Below are 16,014 nucleotides of genomic sequence, written 5' to 3' on the forward strand. Positions count from 1 at the left end.
TGAGGACAATACATTAAATTTAGATGAGATGTATCTAGGATCCGACATTAGAATAGGGGGGAGATTATTTGAGTAATTGGAACTTAAAATGATAGGAAAAAAACGTGCTATGTGTAAGTAATAGACCAATAGTCTAAATTGTCACTAACGTTATACTTTTTAATTTAAAATGTTGATGATTGAAAGTAAAGAAATCATGAACTCATATTTTAAAAAGCTCTATGTAGTGTGATAGCTTGATCTTCAAATGATAAATGCTATCATAATCGGAATAACATTTATCCAGTTTCCAATTTTAAAGAATAATCTGTACAGAATGATAGGAGGACTCATGAAAAGTCGAAAAATCATGATAATAGTTTCATCAATTGCAGCACTACTTATTGTAGGTGGATGTACTGTGAAACAGAAAGATGATACAAAACAAGGAAAAACGATTGCTGCTTCATCTACTAAAGACATCAAGGAAGATGAAGAAACTATAAAGAAAAAACAACTGGACTACCTAAAAGAACACGAACAGAAGGTAATTGATTTAGTCAAAGCACAAAATTCAAAAGTTGAATCCGTTCAGATTGATTGGGATCAGACACAATGGGGTGATGGTGGACTGACAACTCCTGAATATTATATGAATGTTTATGGACGTATAAATCATATTGAAGAATCGGGTTGGGGAGTAGATATCCCAATTAATGAGGACAATACATTAAATTTAGATGAGATGTATATAGGATCCGACATTAGAATTGGGGGGAGATTATTTGACTAATTGGAATTTAAAAAGTTTTGATAATCTATATGCTTCATTAGCAGAATCAGCTTACAGATATAGACCCAAAAAGTTTCCATATGAATGATTGGATCAATTCCAGGAAGAGCGTTCAAAGCTCAAATGGGAGTATGACAACGAGATAGATGCTTTCTATAAAAATCAGAAAAAGCTGGAATCGAAAGATAAAAAAAATCAGTAAGGTTGTCCTTACTGATTTTTTAGTTGGTTCCAGATGATGCTGTATCTGCGCCACTGTCTGTTGCTGTGGAGCCTTGGTCTTGTGCGGCAGACGAGCTAGATTCAGTAGCAGATGAGCTATCGGTTTCTTTTTGTGAACTTGTTTCTGTATTGCTTGAATTGGTTTGTGTATTGGTGTTAGCATCTGTATTAGTAGCGCTTGAGTCAGATCCCTTATCGTGGACCACGACGACGCTGGTGCTACTAGATGGTTTGTCTTCTGTTTTTTGATTGTCTTTATTGAGCAGACTCATGATGGTAAAGGAAGTGACGATAATCCCTAGGAGACTGGCAATCGTAGCTACAACCGTTTGAAATACGGACAAACCTTGTTTGACTTTCTCACCGCGAGATGGTCTTGTATCAACTTTTTCCTCAGGTTTTTGGTTTTTGTTACTTCTTGAATATTGTGACATGTTCATTCTCTTTCTATCAAAAATTGTTTTTTAACACTTTCCTATTATAAGTCATTTTCTGAAAAATGTCTAAAAAGAACTGATTTTTATAGAGTGATTTTGCCGGATCTCTCTTTATCAAATCCTTGTCCCAAGCGGTTAGAAATGATAAAATAGAAGTTACGTAAAAAGAAAGTGATGGATGCGTAGGACATGATCTATTTTGACAATTCAGCAACGACTAAACCCTATCCAGAAGCCCTTGCGACTTATACAGAAGTAGCGACTCGGATCTGGGGCAACCCTTCTAGTTTGCACAATCTAGGTAGTCAAGCTACTCGTATTTTGGAAGCTTCTCGGAAACAAATTGCGGAGCTAATTGGCAAGAAAGCTGAGGAAATTTACTTCACGTCTGGTGGGACAGAAGGGGACAACTGGATCCTAAAGGGTGTCGCCTTTGAGAAAGCTCCTTATGGCAAGCATATCATTGTCTCTGACATCGAGCATCCCGCTATCAAGGAGTCCGCTGCTTGGCTAAAGACGCAGGGATTCGAAGTGGATTACGCTCCAGTGGATGCGCGTGGCTTTGTCAAGGTGGATGCCTTGGCTAACCTACTCCGTCCGGATACGACCTTGGTCTCTGTCATGGCCGTCAACAATGAGATTGGCTCCATTCAGCCCATCCATGACATCGCGGCTCTCCTGGAAGATCGCCCAACGGTTAGTTTCCATGTCGATGCTGTTCAAGCTTTGGCAAAGGTAGCAACAGAAGTTTATCTACCAGAGCGCGTGGACTTTGCGACCTTCTCTAGTCACAAATTCCATGGACTTCGCGGAGTCGGCTTTGTCTACATCAAAGAAGGCAAAAAGATCACCCCTCTCTTAACCGGAGGTGGTCAAGAAAAAGAAATGCGCTCGACAACTGAGAATGTGGCAGGAATCGCAGCAACAACAAAAGCTCTACGCTTATCCATGGAAAACCAAGAAGCTTTTGCCAGTAAGACCCAGCAGATGAAAGAAGTCATCCGCAAAGAATTGGCCAACTATCCAGATGTCACTGTCTTTTCTGGTGAGGATCACTTTGCGCCTCACATCTTGACTTTCGGGATCAAGGGAGTTCGTGGAGAAGTAGTGGTCCATGCCTTTGAAGAGTTTGATATTTACATCTCGACCACTAGTGCCTGTTCGTCCAAAGCAGGTAAGCCAGCTGGAACCTTGATTGCCATGGGAGTGGACAAGAGTATCGCACAGACAGCTGTTCGCTTAAGCCTCGATCTTGAAAATGACATGAGCCAAGTCGAGCAATTCTTGACTAAGTTCAAACTGATTTACGAGCAAACACGAAAAGTACGTTAATTTTAGAAGGAAATCAACATGACCTTAACCTATTCAGAAATTATGATTCGCTATGGAGAGCTTTCTACTAAAGGAAAGAACCGTATGCGTTTCATCAATAAACTTCGCAATAATATCCAAGATGTTTTATCTATCTATCCAGCTGTCAAAGTGACAGCCGACCGCGATCGGGCGCATGCTTATCTGCATGGGACGGATTATGAGCCAGTAGCAGAATCCCTCAAGCAGGTTTTTGGAATTCAAAATTTTTCACCCGTTTACAAGATTGAAAAATCTGTTCCGGCCTTAAAAGCGGCAGTACAAGAGATCATGAAGGAGATTTACAAGGACGGCTTGACCTTTAAAATCTCAAGTAAGCGCAGTGACCATACCTTTGAACTCGATAGTCGCGAGCTCAACCAAACCTTGGGAGGTGCTGTCTTTGAAGCGATCCCAACCATCCAAGCTCAGATGAAAAAACCAGATATCAACTTGCAAGTTGAAATTCGAGAAGAAGCAGCCTATATCTTTTATGAAACCATTAAAGGAGCAGGCGGCCTTCCTGTTGGTACGTCTGGCAAGGGAATGCTCATGCTTTCTGGTGGGATCGACTCTCCAGTAGCTGGTTACCTAGCCTTGAAGCGGGGAGTGGATATCGAGGCAGTCCACTTTGCTAGCCCACCTTATACCAGCCCAGGTGCCTTGAAAAAGGCCCATGATTTAACACGGAAGTTGACTAAGTTTGGCGGCAATATCCAATTTATCGAGGTGCCCTTCACAGAGATCCAAGAGGAAATCAAGGCAAAAGCGCCAGAAGCTTACCTCATGACCCTGACCCGCCGCTTTATGATGCGCATTACAGACCGCATTCGCGAGGTTCGTGGTGGTTTGGTCATTATCAATGGTGAAAGCTTGGGACAAGTGGCTAGCCAAACCTTAGAGAGTATGCAGGCCATAAATGCGGTAACCAATACGCCAGTTATCCGTCCAGTGGTAACCATGGACAAGTTGGAAATCATCGATATTGCCCAAGAGATTGATACCTTTGAAATCTCCATCCAACCGTTTGAAGACTGTTGTACCATCTTTGCACCAGATCGTCCAAAGACGAATCCGAAACTCAAAAATGCGGAGCAGTATGAGCAACGGTTGGATGTGGAAGCTTTGGTCGAGCGTGCTGTGTCAGGCATCGTCGTAACGGAAATCACACCAAAAGCAGAAAAAGATGAGGTCGATGACCTGATCGAGGATTTGCTATAGGGGAGACTGGGAGTATCCAGCCTCTTTTTCTACTCAAATCTAAAGGAGACAAAATGAAAAAAATTATCGTATTAATGACAAGTTTGCTTCTGTTGACAGGCTGTGTCAAAGTATCATTTACTGGTCCGAAAAAAGAAGAAAAGACCAGCCAGTCAACCAGCAGTAAAAAAGAACCCCTCACATTTGTCAGAGCCGACCAGTACAAAGATCAGGACAACGAAGTCTTGGAAGCCTCTGAGAAATTTATCAAGGAACATCCAACGCTTGGAGAACCTGGAAAATTATTTGTCTTTTTCCCAGGCTATACCTTTGGAAATGAGGAAAACCGCTTCGCCTTGTTCTTTATCGTGAATCGTACCACCACAACCATTGATCGTGATGGATCCTTTGTTCTAAATTTGGAATATGATGGAGAGCCACTTTTTAAAGATGTCACAGTGGACTATGAAGTGAGCGAATCAGGGGTGTTGAAACCTAATACGGCTGCAGCCATTCCTATCAAAATCACCAAGGAACAAGAAGAAAAGATGAAGAGCATGAACGATTCTTCAAAAGCAAAAATGAGCTTCAATGACTTTAAATTTAAGGATAAGTAGATGAAGAAGTCGGACTGACAAGCGATCTTAAAATAAAAGATATAAAATAATCGATTTTATAAAAGAAATTCGTTTTCAAAGCGCAAAAATACTTGTCTTTGTCTGATAGAAGTGATATACTAAGAGAGTTGACTATGCACATGCCTGTGCAACCGCTCGAACATCGTCGCTCATTTCCATGAGAGTAAGTGGTTCGTCCCACGATGCTAGGCGAGTCTTCACAAAAATACGGGGAAACCCAAAAATACATAGGAGGTGCATAATGAGCACATACGCAATCATTAAAACTGGCGGAAAACAAGTTAAAGTTGAAGTTGGTCAAGCAGTCTACGTTGAAAAATTGAACGTTGAAGCTGGTCAAGAAGTTACATTTAACGAAGTTGTTCTTGTTGGTGGTGAAAACACTGTTGTCGGAACTCCACTTGTTTCAGGAGCTACTGTTGTTGGAACTGTTGAAAAACAAGGAAAACAAAAGAAAGTTGTTACTTACAAGTACAAACCTAAAAAAGGTAGCCACCGTAAACAAGGTCACCGTCAACCTTACACTAAAGTTGTCATCAACGCTATCAACGCTTAATTTTAGGAGAACACATGATACAAGCAGTCTTTGAACGAGCCGAAGATGGCGAGCTGAGGAGTGCAGAAATCACTGGGCACGCTGGAAGCGGTGAATACGGCTTTGATGTCGTGTGTGCATCGGTTTCGACTCTAGCCATTAACTTTGTCAACTCTGTTGAGAAATTTGCAGGCTACGAACCGGATCTAGAATTAAACGAAGAAGAAGGTGGTTTCCTTCGGGTGACGATCCCGACAGATATTCCACCTCATCAGAGAGAAATGACCCAACTATTCTTTGAATCATTTTTCTTAGGGATGGCAAACTTATCGGAGAACTCATCAGAGTTCGTCCAAACAAGAGTTATCACAGAAAACTAACATGGAGGAAAACAATTATGTTGAAATTGAATCTTGCTAACTTGCAACTTTTCGCCCACAAAAAAGGTGGAGGTTCTACATCAAACGGACGTGATTCACAAGCAAAACGTCTTGGAGCTAAAGCAGCTGATGGACAAACTGTAACAGGTGGATCTATCCTTTACCGTCAACGCGGTACTCACATCTACCCAGGTGTGAACGTTGGACGTGGTGGAGACGATACTTTGTTCGCAAAAGTTGAAGGCGTAGTACGCTTCGAACGTAAAGGTCGCGATAAAAAACAAGTTTCTGTTTACCCAATCGCAAAATAAAAAGGTTTCCTTAACCTTTTTATCCCGAGCCTTGATCCAAAGGTGAGGAAGCTAGAAATAGCATAAATCAAAGCTTTCCGGATTGACGGAAGGCTTTTTTCTTTTATCTATTATAAAAATATCATGTTTACTCTTGTTAATATAATGTTTGAATTTGTGTTTTTTGAAAAATGTAGTATAATAGAGACAAATATAGTAGGAATGGAAGTAGTACCATGAAAGATAGCAGACATGTTGAAATTCTTCAGGAGCTGGATCGAAAAAGTGTGGTATCGGTCAAAGAGCTCAAGGAACTCTTTGGGGTGACAGACATGACCATTCGTCGCGATCTGATCGATCTTGAAAAACAAGGTCTTTTAGTTCGTGTACATGGTGGGGCCCACAAAAAAGTCAAAGATAGTTTATTAGAAGCTTCTCACAGTGAGAAAAATCTGATCAATATTGATGAGAAACGATCCATTGCCAAAAAATGTGCAGACTTGATCGAAAATGGGGATACCGTCTTTATTGGCTCTGGTACAACAACAGACTTTATCGGAGATTATTTGGAAGGAAAAGAAATTAGCATCGTCACTAATTCCCTACCTATTTTTGAGAAACTCAAGGATTTCCCAAATTATGACTTGATCTTAGTTGGTGGTCGCTACCGGGTAAAGACACAAACCTTTGTCGGTCAATTTGCCAATAAACTCTTGAAAGAAATCAAGGTTTCTAAAGCCTTTATCGGGGTGAATGGAATCGATGGCCATAGTGTCTCTACAGCTAATGAAGAAGAAGGAAATGGCAATGCCATTATTCTGAACAATGCGATAGAAAAATATGTGGTAGCTGATAACAGCAAGTTTGATAGTTATTCCTTCTACAGTTTCTATCGAGTGGAAGATCTAAATGCCATTATTACCGATGATAGCATTCCTAAAAAGATCAAAGACAAATATGGCTTGTATACGAAAATCATTTAAGATCAAGTGGCTGGGACAAAAGTCCTAGCCTCTCGATTATTTTTGGATTGTCGAGCAAGACGCAGTGGTTGATGGGCTCTACTACGCTGATTTCATCAGCTTTTACAGCCCTACTCAACTGTGCGAAGGAGGGACGACGAAATCGAATTCTAACGAATTACCGATTTCTGTCCCACTCTCTTTTTACTTTTTTAATGATGTTGGAAAATGACGGTTAGGAAGCGCTTTAAAGAAGGGATGTAAACAAAAATAAACAAAATACGACAAAAAATGATTGACATTCAATCAATATAGTGATATACTGAAGCCATAAAATAAATAGTTAGATAAGGAGGTGGCAACAATGGGATTAAATCAACTCTTTAACAAAGATCTTGTATTTTGCCTACATGCCAAGGATCAAACAGATCTCTTTGAGCAGGTAGCAAGCTTATTGGAAGAGCGACAGATTGTGACACCAACCTATCGTTCCGCTTTGATTGAGCGTGAAAAGTCTTTCCCGACTGGATTAGACATGGAATTTCTTGGTAAGGACTTACCAAATGTGGCGATCCCGCACACAGACATTGTCCATAATCTCACTGAGAATGTGGTTGTGGTTCGTTTGGATCAACCGGTAACTTTCCATAATATGATTGCTCCAGATAAGGAAGTTCAAGTTTCACTCTTATTCTTTATTATCAATAATACGAGCTCAAGCCAAACGAATATTTTGGCCCAGCTGATGGATTTCTTTACTTCCAATGGAAATCTCGAAGCTCTATCAAAATTAGATAGTGAAGATAAGCTTTATCAATACATAACGGAAACTATTTCCTAAAACATTCGTAAATATTTATAATGGAGGACATCCAAATGATTAAAATTTTAGCTGCCTGTGGGGCAGGCGTTAACTCTAGCCACCAAATTAAGAGTGCGGTAGAAGAAGAGTTGTCAAACCGCGGTTATGATGTGCGTTGTGACGCTGTCATGGTCAAAGACGTCAATGAAGACTTGATTTCAGGTTATGATATCTTTACTCCAATTGCTGCAACTGATTTGGGATTCGATCCTGGTATTCCAGTGGTAGAAGCAGGACCAATTTTATTCCGTATTCCAGCAATGAGTGCGCCAGTCTTTGATAATATCGAAGCTGCCATTAAAGAACATGGATTAAGTTAATATTTTTTTAAAACAGTTTGTAAGCGTTATCCAATGATAAAATTGGGAACGATTAAAGCCTAATATAACAAATTATAAATCGGGAGGATTTATTATGAATGGCATTATTGATTTTGCCAATAAGTTTTTCAAACCCATCCTAGACATGGGTGCTCCGATCATCATGTTGATCGTCTTGACTTTATTGGCTCTCTTGTTTGGAGTGAAATTCTCTAAAGCCCTTGAAGGTGGTATTAAACTTGCCATCGCCCTTACTGGTATCGGTGCTATCATCGGTATGTTGAATGGAGCTTTCTCAGCGTCTCTTGCAAAATTCGTTGAGAACACAGGTATTCAATTGAATATCACTGACGTTGGTTGGGCACCTCTTGCGACCATCACTTGGGGGTCTGCCTGGACACTTTACTTCTTGTTGATTATGTTGATCGTCAACGTTATCATGCTTGCGATCAAGAAGACTGATACACTTGACGTCGATATCTTCGATATCTGGCACTTGTCTATCACTGGTCTTTTGATCAAATGGTATGCGGACAACAACGGTGTCAGCCAAGGTTTATCACTCTTCTTGGCAACTCTTGCAGTTGTCCTTGTAGGGATTATGAAAATCATCAACTCAGACTTGATGAAACCAACATTTGATGATTTGTTGAATGCACCAAGTTCATCACCTATGACTTCAACTCACATGAACTACATGATGAACCCAATCATCATGGTCTTGGATAAAATCTTTGACAAATTCTTCCCAGGTCTTGATAAATACGACTTCGACGCTGCTAAGTTGAACAAGAAGATCGGTTTCTGGGGATCTAAATTCTTTATCGGTTTCCTTCTTGGTATCGTCATCGGTATCATGGGTACTCCACATCCAGTAGCTGGTGTCCCAGATGCTGCCAAATGGGAATTGGTTATTAAAGGTTGGTTGAGCCTTGGTTTGACTGCCGGTGTCTGCTTGGAATTGTTCTCATTGATCGGTTCTTGGTTCATCGCAGCGGTAGAACCATTGTCACAAGGTATTACAAACGTTGCTACTAAACGTCTTCAAGGACGTAAATTCAACATCGGTTTGGACTGGCCATTTATCGCTGGTCGTGCTGAAATTTGGGCTTGTGCCAACGTACTTGCACCAATCATGTTGATCGAAGCAGTGCTTCTTTCTAAAGTCGGAAATGGTATCTTGCCACTTGCAGGTATCATCGCTATGGGTGTGACTCCAGCCTTGTTGGTTGTAACACGCGGTAAATTGATCCGTATGATCATCTTCGGAAGCCTTCTCTTGCCACTCTTCCTTCTTTCAGGAACATTGATTGCACCATTTGCAACTCAATTGGCTAAGAGTGTTGATGCCTTCCCTAAAGGGGTAGCTTCTACTCAATTGATCACTCACTCAACTCTTGAAGGACCAGTTGAAAAATTGCTCGGTTGGACAATCGGTAACGCAACAACTGGTGATATCAAAGCTATCCTTGGTGTAGTTGTCTTCTTGGCATTCTATATCGGAATCTTCGCTTGGTACAGAAAACAAATGATCAAACGTAACGAAGAATATGCTGCAAATGCAAAATAATCATCACATGTAGTTTGAAAACTGACACCATATCTTTTCTAGATATGGTGTTTTTATTTTAAAAAATGTTCGAAAATAAACAATTAAATGTTGACTTTCGTTCGAAATAGGTGTAATATAATATCAAAAGTAAGAAAATGTTTCTTTGTGAAAAATTAACAACAGGAATATTTGCTGAAACAAACAAAAGGAGGACAGGACATGTCTATTGTAATTGGTGCAGATGTTGCAGGATTAAGATTAAAAGATCTCGTGAAAGAGTTTCTTGTAAAAGAAAACTTCGATGTTGTAGATGTAACCGCTGAAGGTCAAGATTTTGTAGATGTGACACTTGCAGTTGCGAGCGAAGTGAACAAAAACGATCAAAATCTTGGAATCGTGATTGATGCTTATGGAGCTGGTCCATTTATGGTTGCGACTAAAATCAAAGGAATGGTGGCAGCAGAAGTTTCAGATGAACGTTCTGCTTATATGACACGTGGACACAACAATTCTCGAATGATTACCATGGGAGCTGAAATTGTTGGAGATGAATTGGCGAAAAACATTGCCAAAGGCTTCGTCAATGGTAAATACGACGGTGGCCGTCACCAAATCCGTGTTGATATGTTGAATAAGATGTGCTAATGAGAGGAGAATTCAAATGAGAATTGCAATTGGTTGTGATCACATTGTGACAAATGAAAAAATGGCTGTTTCTGATTTTTTGAAATCAAAAGGATACGAAGTGCTCGACTTTGGGACTTATGACCATACACGTACCCACTATCCAATCTTTGGTAAGAAAGTCGGTGAAGCCGTAGCAAGTGGCCAAGCAGATCTTGGAGTTTGTATCTGTGGTACTGGTGTTGGGATTAACAATGCGGTTAACAAAGTACCAGGTATCCGTTCTGCCTTGGTACGCGATATGACAACTGCTCTTTATGCAAAAGAAGAATTGAACGCAAATGTCATCGGGTTTGGTGGTAAAATTACGGGTGAATTGCTCATGTGCGATATCATTGAAGCATTCATTCACGCTGAATACAAACCAACTGAAGAAAATAAAAAATTGATCGCTAAGATCCAACATGTGGAAACCCATAATGCTCATCAAGCGGATGCTGATTTCTTTACAGAATTCCTTGAAAAATGGGACCGTGGTGAATACCACGACTAAGAGGTGACGTATGATATTAACGGTCACGCTGAACCCTTCGATTGATATTTCTTATCCTTTGGATGTACTCCAGTTGGATACAGTCAATCGTGTGGCTGAGGTGAGTAAGACAGCTGGTGGGAAAGGTCTCAATGTTACCCGTGTACTTTCTGAGATTAAGGATCCAGTGGCAGCGACTGGCCTACTTGGTGGTCGAACGGGGCAATTCATTCTCGATCATTTAGGAGAAGGAATAGAGGAACGTTTCTTTGAAATTGCTGGAGATACACGTAATTGTATCGCCATCCTTCACGAAGGCAAGCAAACAGAAATCTTAGAAAAAGGTCCAACCATTTCTGAGAAAGAAGGGCAAGACTTTGTCGACCATTATCGTCACTTGGTTGAACAAGTAGAGGTTGTAGCCATCTCTGGAAGTCTTCCTGCTGGTTTACCAGTGGACTACTATGCTAGCCTTGTCAAGGTTGCAAGGGAAGCTGGGAAACCAGTCGTACTCGATTGCTCGGGAGCTTCTTTAGAAGCTGCCATTCAAGCAGCTGTTAAGCCTACGGTCATTAAACCAAACAATGAAGAATTATCACAGTTGTTAGGAAAAGAAGTGAGTAAGAATGTGGAAGACTTAAAAGAAGTTCTTCAGGATTCTCTCTTTGATGGCATCGAATGGGTGATTGTCTCCCTTGGTGCAAATGGCGCTTTCGCTAAGCATGGGGATGTCTTCTATAAGGTAGATATTCCTAAGATTGCTGTCGTCAATCCAGTCGGATCTGGTGATTCGACTGTTGCAGGGATTGCATCTGGTCTCTATCATCATGAGAGTGACGCAGACTTGCTCAAGAAAGCAAATGTTCTTGGAATGTTAAATGCGCAAGAAGCAAAAACAGGACATGTCAACATGGGGCACTATGATGCCTTGTATCAACAATTAATCGTAAAAGAGGTATAAAATGGTATTAACAGAACAAAAACGCAACTATTTGGAACGTCTTAGTACAAAAGACGGTGTTATTTCAGCTTTGGCCTTCGACCAACGTGGGGCTTTGAAACGCTTGATGGCCAAATACCAAGACACTGAGCCAACTGTAGCACAAATGGAAGAATTGAAAGTTCTCGTAGCAGATGAATTGACAAAATATGCTTCATCAATGTTGTTGGACCCAGAATATGGTTTGCCTGCTACGAAAGCCTTGGACAAAGATGCTGGTCTCTTGCTTGCATACGAAAAGACAGGCTACGATACATCCAGCACCAAACGCTTGCCTGACTGCTTGAACCTTTGGTCAGCAAAACGCATTAAAGAACAAGGTGCTGATGCTGTGAAATTCTTGCTCTACTATGATGTAGATAGTGCAGAAGAACTCAACCAAGAAAAACAAGCTTACATCGAACGCATTGGTTCAGAATGTGTGGCAGAGGACATTCCATTCTTCCTTGAAATCTTGGCTTATGACGAAGGAATTGCAGATGCAACCTCTGCTGAATATGCGAAAGTGAAACCTCGTAAAGTCATTGAAGCTATGAAAGTCTTCTCAGATCCTCGTTTCAATATCGATGTCTTGAAAGTGGAAGTTCCAGTTAATGTGAACTTCGTGGAAGGATTTGGAGAAGGAGAAGTTGTCTATAGTCGTGAAGAAGCAGCTGCTTTCTTCAAAGAACAAGAAGAAGCAACCAACCTTCCATACATCTACCTCAGTGCAGGTGTATCTGCAAAACTCTTCCAAGAAACCTTGGAATTTGCTCATGCATCTGGTGCAAACTTCAACGGTGTTCTTTGTGGACGTGCGACATGGGCAGGTTCAGTAGAAGCTTACATCAAAGATGGAGAAGCAGCTGCTCGTGAATGGCTTCGTACAGAAGGTCGTCAAAATATTGAAGAATTGAATGCGGTCTTGGCTAAAGTGGCAACACCTTGGACAGAACGCGTGTAAGAAACAAATCGTTATTGCCTCCTAAAGCAACATTTAGAACATTGGAAGGAAGAAATTCCTTCCAATGTTCTTCATTATTTTTAGGCTTTGTTTATTTTTTATAAAAAAATGTTTAAAAATTTTCGCTGTAAGGGTTTACAAAATAAAAAACATATGATAGAATAAGTTCATAAGTTGAATAGCAGTGAGCGTTACTAAGTTAGATTAGGCGTGACCACAAGTAGACTGAACAATTAGTGTATGCTAGTTTTTTCAGTTGCTTCGTGGTCATTTTTATTTGCTTTTAACAAATTTTACAAAGGAGAGCCTCATGTATCGTATTATCCATCCAATGAACAATAATGTTGCTTTGGTTCAAAATGAACTACAACAAGAGTTGATTGTTATTGGGAGTGGGATTGCATTTGGGAAAAAGAAAAATGATCTAGTAGCTGATGATAAGGTCGAAAAAGTATTTCGTTTAAACACGGATGAGTCAAGAGAAAACTTTATGGCCCTTCTAAAGAATGTTCCTCTTGATTTCATTACAACCACTTATGAAGTGATTGATACCTTGTCTAAGAAATATGCCTATCCTGTTCAAGAATATATCTATGTGACATTAACAGATCACATCTTTTGTTCTTACCAGGCAGTTCAACAGGGAAGATATAAATACAGTGACCTTCCTGATGTGTCTGCTATGCATCCGATTCCCTATAAAATCGCAAAAGAAGCGATTGAGATCTTTCGAAAGCGGCTCTTGGATCAATTTCCTGACGATGAAGTGAATCGCATCGCTTATCATTTCATTAATGCACAAGGGGAAATGATTCATGAGCAAGATCCAGATGTTCAGGACCGACAAGTTATTTTGAAAGCTGTAGAAGAAAAACTAGCTCAAAATGGATTGAAACGGAAAGAAGAAAACAGTCATTTCTATGATCGCTTTATGATCCATCTCAATTATTTCCTAGATTCGCTAGATAAGGGAAGAGAAGATCCAGAAGGTTTGAGCGAGATGGAACAACTGATTCAGCTAAGTTATCCAAAGGCTTATGAGATTAGTCATCAAATCTACCAAACCATCGCTGAACAGACAGGAGCCAAGATATCTCCTAATGAAAAAGTCTATTTAGCCCTTCATATTCAACGTCTATTATAAAAATTTTCAAAAGGTATCATAAGGAGGAACCAACATGAATAAAGAAGAAGTCCAATTACTTGGCTTTGAAATTGTCGCTTATGCCGGTGACGCTCGATCAAAATTAGTGGAAGCCTTAAAAGCTGCTGAAAATGGTGATTTTGCTAAAGCAGAATCCTTAGTAGAAGAAGCGGGGTCTTGTATCGCTGAGGCTCACAAATCTCAAACGACCATGCTAGCGCATGAAGCAGCAGGAGAAGAAATCCCCTATAGCATTACCATGATGCATGGTCAAGACCATCTCATGACAACAATCCTATTAAAAGACGTGATTCACCATCTGATTGAACTATATAAAAGAGGAGCGAAATAATGAATAAACTGATTGAACTGATTGAAAAAGGGAAACCTTTCTTTGAAAAGATTTCTCGAAACAAATATTTGCGAGCGATTCGGGATGGCTTTATTGCAGGGATGCCTGTTATCCTTTTCTCATCTATCTTCATCCTAATTGCGTATGTACCAAACGCTTGGGGATTCCATTGGTCTAAAGATATTGAAACTTTCTTGATGACTCCATATAGCTATTCTATGGGCATCTTGGCCTTCTTCGTTGGTGGTACAACGGCTAAGGCTTTGACTGATTCAATGAACCGCGACCTTCCAGCAACTAACCAAATCAACTTCATTTCTACAATGTTGGCTTCTATGGTTGGCTTCTTGCTCATGGCTGCCGAACCTGCTAAAGAAGGTGGATTCTTAACAGCCTTCATGGGTACAAAAGGTCTGTTGACAGCCTTCATTGCAGCCTTTGTTACCGTTAATGTTTATAAGGTCTGTGTGAAAAATAATGTGACGATTCGCATGCCAGACGAGGTTCCACCAAATATTTCACAAGTATTTAAAGACCTGATTCCATTTACATTGTCAGTTGTACTCTTGTATGCACTTGAATTAGTTGTGAAAGCAAGCCTTCATGTAACGGTTGCTGAATCAATCGGTACCCTTCTTGCTCCACTATTCTCAGCAGCAGACGGTTATGTTGGTATTACGATTATTTTCGGTGCCTTTGCATTCTTCTGGTTTATTGGTATTCACGGCCCATCTATCGTTGAGCCTGCGATTGCAGCGATCACTTATGCAAATGCCGAAGTCAACTTGAACCTCCTTCAACAAGGTATGCACGCTGATAAGATCCTTACATCTGGTACACAAATGTTCATCGTCACTATGGGTGGTACTGGTGCAACTCTTGTTGTTCCGTTCATGTTTATGTGGTTATGTAAATCGAAACGAAATCGTGCTATTGGACGCGCTTCAGTAGTTCCTACATTCTTTGGTGTAAACGAACCAATCTTGTTTGGTGCACCACTTGTTTTGAACCCAATCTTCTTTATCCCATTCATCTTTGCACCAATTGCAAACGTATGGATCTTTAAGTTCTTTATTGAAACACTTGGCATGAACTCATTTACTGCCAACCTTCCATGGACTACACCAGGACCTCTTGGTATTGTTCTTGGTACAAACTTCCAGTTCTTATCATTCGCTCTTGCAGCATTGTTAATTGTAGTAGATATTGTTATCTACTATCCATTCCTCAAGGTTTATGATGAACAAATTCTTGAAGAAGAACGTTCAGGTAAATCAAACGATAGCTTGAAAGAAAAAGTTGCTGCAAACTTTAACACTGCAAAAGCAGATGCTATTCTTGAAAAAGCTGGTGTTGAAGGTGAACGAGTTCAAAACAATATCACAAAAGAAACTAACGTATTGGTTCTTTGTGCCGGTGGTGGAACTAGTGGACTTCTTGCCAACGCTTTGAATAAAGCTGCTGCAGAATACAATGTTCCTGTGAAGGCTGCTGCTGGTGGCTACGGTGCTCACCGTGAAATGTTGCCAGAATTTGACCTTGTTATTCTTGCTCCTCAAGTAGCTTCAAACTATGAAGATATGAAGGCTGAAACAGATAAACTTGGAATCAAATTGGCTAAGACTGAAGGAGCTCAATACATCAAGTTGACTCGTGATGGTAAAGGTGCTCTTGCATTCGTTCAAGCTCAATTCGATTAACGATAGGGACTGTGAAACAGTCTCCTATCGTAACGGAAATCGCTATGGCGATTTTCCTAATCGACTTGTTAATTCGTCGGTAAAAATATATCGTTTTTACCTCCTCATGTCACAATTCGGTGGCTTGGTACAAGAAGTGAGATGGAGATGGATGGCTCACTAACTCCTCTCCGCTCACTTTTCATTTGGTTCAATTAAG

Annotated in this window: 19 protein-coding genes and 1 other annotated feature; of the genes, 18 read left to right on the top strand and 1 reads right to left on the bottom strand. The window is 40.4% G+C overall.

The window, feature by feature from the left end; all coding sequences use genetic code 11:
* The first annotated feature begins 331 nt into the window (after positions 1–331).
* Positions 332–772 carry a hypothetical protein gene (locus HMPREF3002_RS03510; RefSeq protein ID WP_070665296.1) on the top strand — a complete coding sequence of 147 codons (441 nt, stop codon included), beginning with the start codon at positions 332–334 and terminating at the stop codon, positions 770–772.
* A 221-nt stretch (positions 773–993) separates the two neighbouring features.
* On the opposite strand, the gene HMPREF3002_RS03515 is transcribed toward HMPREF3002_RS03510, so the two are convergent.
* Positions 994–1,428 (bottom strand): DUF6556 family protein, encoded by a 435-nt coding sequence (locus HMPREF3002_RS03515; protein WP_049498239.1) that lies wholly within the window; start codon positions 1,426–1,428, stop codon positions 994–996.
* Positions 1,429–1,620: 192 nt separating this feature from the next.
* Here HMPREF3002_RS03515 and HMPREF3002_RS03520 point away from each other — a divergent pair, with 192 nt between their 5' ends.
* From HMPREF3002_RS03520 to HMPREF3002_RS03600, 17 genes are all read left to right on the top strand, one after another.
* Positions 1,621–2,763, top strand: a complete 1,143-nt coding sequence (locus HMPREF3002_RS03520) for a cysteine desulfurase family protein (RefSeq protein ID WP_070665297.1) — start codon at positions 1,621–1,623, stop codon at positions 2,761–2,763.
* Between the two features lie 18 nt (positions 2,764–2,781).
* Positions 2,782–4,002, top strand: a complete 1,221-nt coding sequence (gene thiI, locus HMPREF3002_RS03525) for a tRNA uracil 4-sulfurtransferase ThiI (RefSeq protein ID WP_070665298.1) — start codon at positions 2,782–2,784, stop codon at positions 4,000–4,002.
* Between the two features lie 53 nt (positions 4,003–4,055).
* A complete protein-coding gene (locus HMPREF3002_RS03530; RefSeq protein ID WP_070594946.1) occupies positions 4,056–4,598 on the top strand; it encodes a membrane lipoprotein lipid attachment site-containing protein in 543 nt (180 codons plus the stop codon).
* A gap of 140 nt (positions 4,599–4,738) precedes the next feature.
* Positions 4,739–4,826, top strand: a sequence feature (ribosomal protein L21 leader region).
* 34 nt (positions 4,827–4,860) lie between these two features.
* Positions 4,861–5,175 (top strand): 50S ribosomal protein L21, encoded by a 315-nt coding sequence (gene rplU / locus HMPREF3002_RS03535; protein WP_003007734.1) that lies wholly within the window; start codon positions 4,861–4,863, stop codon positions 5,173–5,175.
* 14 nt (positions 5,176–5,189) lie between these two features.
* Positions 5,190–5,534, top strand: coding sequence for a ribosomal-processing cysteine protease Prp (locus HMPREF3002_RS03540; protein ID WP_003002581.1), 345 nt, complete (start codon positions 5,190–5,192; stop codon positions 5,532–5,534).
* Between the two features lie 17 nt (positions 5,535–5,551).
* The gene (rpmA, locus tag HMPREF3002_RS03545; RefSeq protein WP_003002805.1) at positions 5,552–5,845 is read left to right on the top strand and encodes a 50S ribosomal protein L27; all 294 of its coding nucleotides are present in this window, start codon (positions 5,552–5,554) and stop codon (positions 5,843–5,845) included.
* 215 nt (positions 5,846–6,060) lie between these two features.
* The gene (locus HMPREF3002_RS03550; protein ID WP_049498244.1) at positions 6,061–6,807 is read left to right on the top strand and encodes a DeoR/GlpR family DNA-binding transcription regulator; all 747 of its coding nucleotides are present in this window, start codon (positions 6,061–6,063) and stop codon (positions 6,805–6,807) included.
* 343 nt (positions 6,808–7,150) lie between these two features.
* On the top strand, positions 7,151–7,627 hold the full coding sequence (locus HMPREF3002_RS03555; RefSeq protein WP_023918370.1) for a PTS sugar transporter subunit IIA: 477 nt from the start codon (positions 7,151–7,153) through the stop codon (positions 7,625–7,627).
* Positions 7,628–7,662: 35 nt separating this feature from the next.
* Complete coding sequence (locus tag HMPREF3002_RS03560) at positions 7,663–7,968, top strand: PTS sugar transporter subunit IIB (RefSeq protein ID WP_003010999.1); 306 nt, start codon at positions 7,663–7,665, stop codon at positions 7,966–7,968.
* A 94-nt stretch (positions 7,969–8,062) separates the two neighbouring features.
* The gene (locus HMPREF3002_RS03565) at positions 8,063–9,538 is read left to right on the top strand and encodes a PTS transporter subunit IIC (protein ID WP_049474601.1); all 1,476 of its coding nucleotides are present in this window, start codon (positions 8,063–8,065) and stop codon (positions 9,536–9,538) included.
* A gap of 201 nt (positions 9,539–9,739) precedes the next feature.
* A complete protein-coding gene (gene lacA / locus HMPREF3002_RS03570) occupies positions 9,740–10,165 on the top strand; it encodes a galactose-6-phosphate isomerase subunit LacA (protein WP_070665299.1) in 426 nt (141 codons plus the stop codon).
* A 16-nt stretch (positions 10,166–10,181) separates the two neighbouring features.
* The gene (lacB, locus tag HMPREF3002_RS03575) at positions 10,182–10,697 is read left to right on the top strand and encodes a galactose-6-phosphate isomerase subunit LacB (RefSeq protein ID WP_003002763.1); all 516 of its coding nucleotides are present in this window, start codon (positions 10,182–10,184) and stop codon (positions 10,695–10,697) included.
* A 10-nt stretch (positions 10,698–10,707) separates the two neighbouring features.
* Positions 10,708–11,637, top strand: a complete 930-nt coding sequence (locus tag HMPREF3002_RS03580) for a tagatose-6-phosphate kinase (protein ID WP_070665300.1) — start codon at positions 10,708–10,710, stop codon at positions 11,635–11,637.
* A gap of 1 nt (position 11,638) precedes the next feature.
* Entirely contained in the window at positions 11,639–12,619 is a 981-nt protein-coding gene (lacD, locus tag HMPREF3002_RS03585; protein WP_070449092.1) for a tagatose-bisphosphate aldolase, read from the top strand.
* A gap of 310 nt (positions 12,620–12,929) precedes the next feature.
* Positions 12,930–13,763, top strand: a complete 834-nt coding sequence (locus HMPREF3002_RS03590; RefSeq protein WP_023918365.1) for a PRD domain-containing protein — start codon at positions 12,930–12,932, stop codon at positions 13,761–13,763.
* A gap of 34 nt (positions 13,764–13,797) precedes the next feature.
* Positions 13,798–14,115, top strand: coding sequence for a PTS lactose/cellobiose transporter subunit IIA (locus HMPREF3002_RS03595; protein ID WP_003007713.1), 318 nt, complete (start codon positions 13,798–13,800; stop codon positions 14,113–14,115).
* Complete coding sequence (locus HMPREF3002_RS03600) at positions 14,115–15,815, top strand: lactose-specific PTS transporter subunit EIIC (protein ID WP_070665301.1); 1,701 nt, start codon at positions 14,115–14,117, stop codon at positions 15,813–15,815. The genes HMPREF3002_RS03595 and HMPREF3002_RS03600 overlap by 1 nt, the downstream gene beginning before the upstream one ends.
* Positions 15,816–16,014: the final 199 nt, after the last annotated feature.

It is taken from the genome of Streptococcus sp. HMSC065E03, assembly GCF_001815045.1.
GTDB lineage: Bacteria > Bacillota > Bacilli > Lactobacillales > Streptococcaceae > Streptococcus > Streptococcus parasanguinis_AD.

Coding starts and splice junctions, on each gene's coding strand:
- HMPREF3002_RS03555 (WP_023918370.1), top strand. CDS start 7,151: ATGGGATTAAATCAACTCTTTAACAAAGATCTTGTATTTTGCCTACAT.
- HMPREF3002_RS03580 (WP_070665300.1), top strand. CDS start 10,708: ATGATATTAACGGTCACGCTGAACCCTTCGATTGATATTTCTTATCCT.
- rplU (WP_003007734.1), top strand. CDS start 4,861: ATGAGCACATACGCAATCATTAAAACTGGCGGAAAACAAGTTAAAGTT.
- HMPREF3002_RS03600 (WP_070665301.1), top strand. CDS start 14,115: ATGAATAAACTGATTGAACTGATTGAAAAAGGGAAACCTTTCTTTGAA.
- HMPREF3002_RS03540 (WP_003002581.1), top strand. CDS start 5,190: ATGATACAAGCAGTCTTTGAACGAGCCGAAGATGGCGAGCTGAGGAGT.
- HMPREF3002_RS03590 (WP_023918365.1), top strand. CDS start 12,930: ATGTATCGTATTATCCATCCAATGAACAATAATGTTGCTTTGGTTCAA.
- HMPREF3002_RS03565 (WP_049474601.1), top strand. CDS start 8,063: ATGAATGGCATTATTGATTTTGCCAATAAGTTTTTCAAACCCATCCTA.
- thiI (WP_070665298.1), top strand. CDS start 2,782: ATGACCTTAACCTATTCAGAAATTATGATTCGCTATGGAGAGCTTTCT.
- lacB (WP_003002763.1), top strand. CDS start 10,182: ATGAGAATTGCAATTGGTTGTGATCACATTGTGACAAATGAAAAAATG.
- HMPREF3002_RS03510 (WP_070665296.1), top strand. CDS start 332: ATGAAAAGTCGAAAAATCATGATAATAGTTTCATCAATTGCAGCACTA.
- lacD (WP_070449092.1), top strand. CDS start 11,639: ATGGTATTAACAGAACAAAAACGCAACTATTTGGAACGTCTTAGTACA.
- HMPREF3002_RS03595 (WP_003007713.1), top strand. CDS start 13,798: ATGAATAAAGAAGAAGTCCAATTACTTGGCTTTGAAATTGTCGCTTAT.
- HMPREF3002_RS03560 (WP_003010999.1), top strand. CDS start 7,663: ATGATTAAAATTTTAGCTGCCTGTGGGGCAGGCGTTAACTCTAGCCAC.
- HMPREF3002_RS03530 (WP_070594946.1), top strand. CDS start 4,056: ATGAAAAAAATTATCGTATTAATGACAAGTTTGCTTCTGTTGACAGGC.
- HMPREF3002_RS03520 (WP_070665297.1), top strand. CDS start 1,621: ATGATCTATTTTGACAATTCAGCAACGACTAAACCCTATCCAGAAGCC.
- HMPREF3002_RS03550 (WP_049498244.1), top strand. CDS start 6,061: ATGAAAGATAGCAGACATGTTGAAATTCTTCAGGAGCTGGATCGAAAA.
- rpmA (WP_003002805.1), top strand. CDS start 5,552: ATGTTGAAATTGAATCTTGCTAACTTGCAACTTTTCGCCCACAAAAAA.
- lacA (WP_070665299.1), top strand. CDS start 9,740: ATGTCTATTGTAATTGGTGCAGATGTTGCAGGATTAAGATTAAAAGAT.
- HMPREF3002_RS03515 (WP_049498239.1), bottom strand. CDS start 1,428: ATGTCACAATATTCAAGAAGTAACAAAAACCAAAAACCTGAGGAAAAA.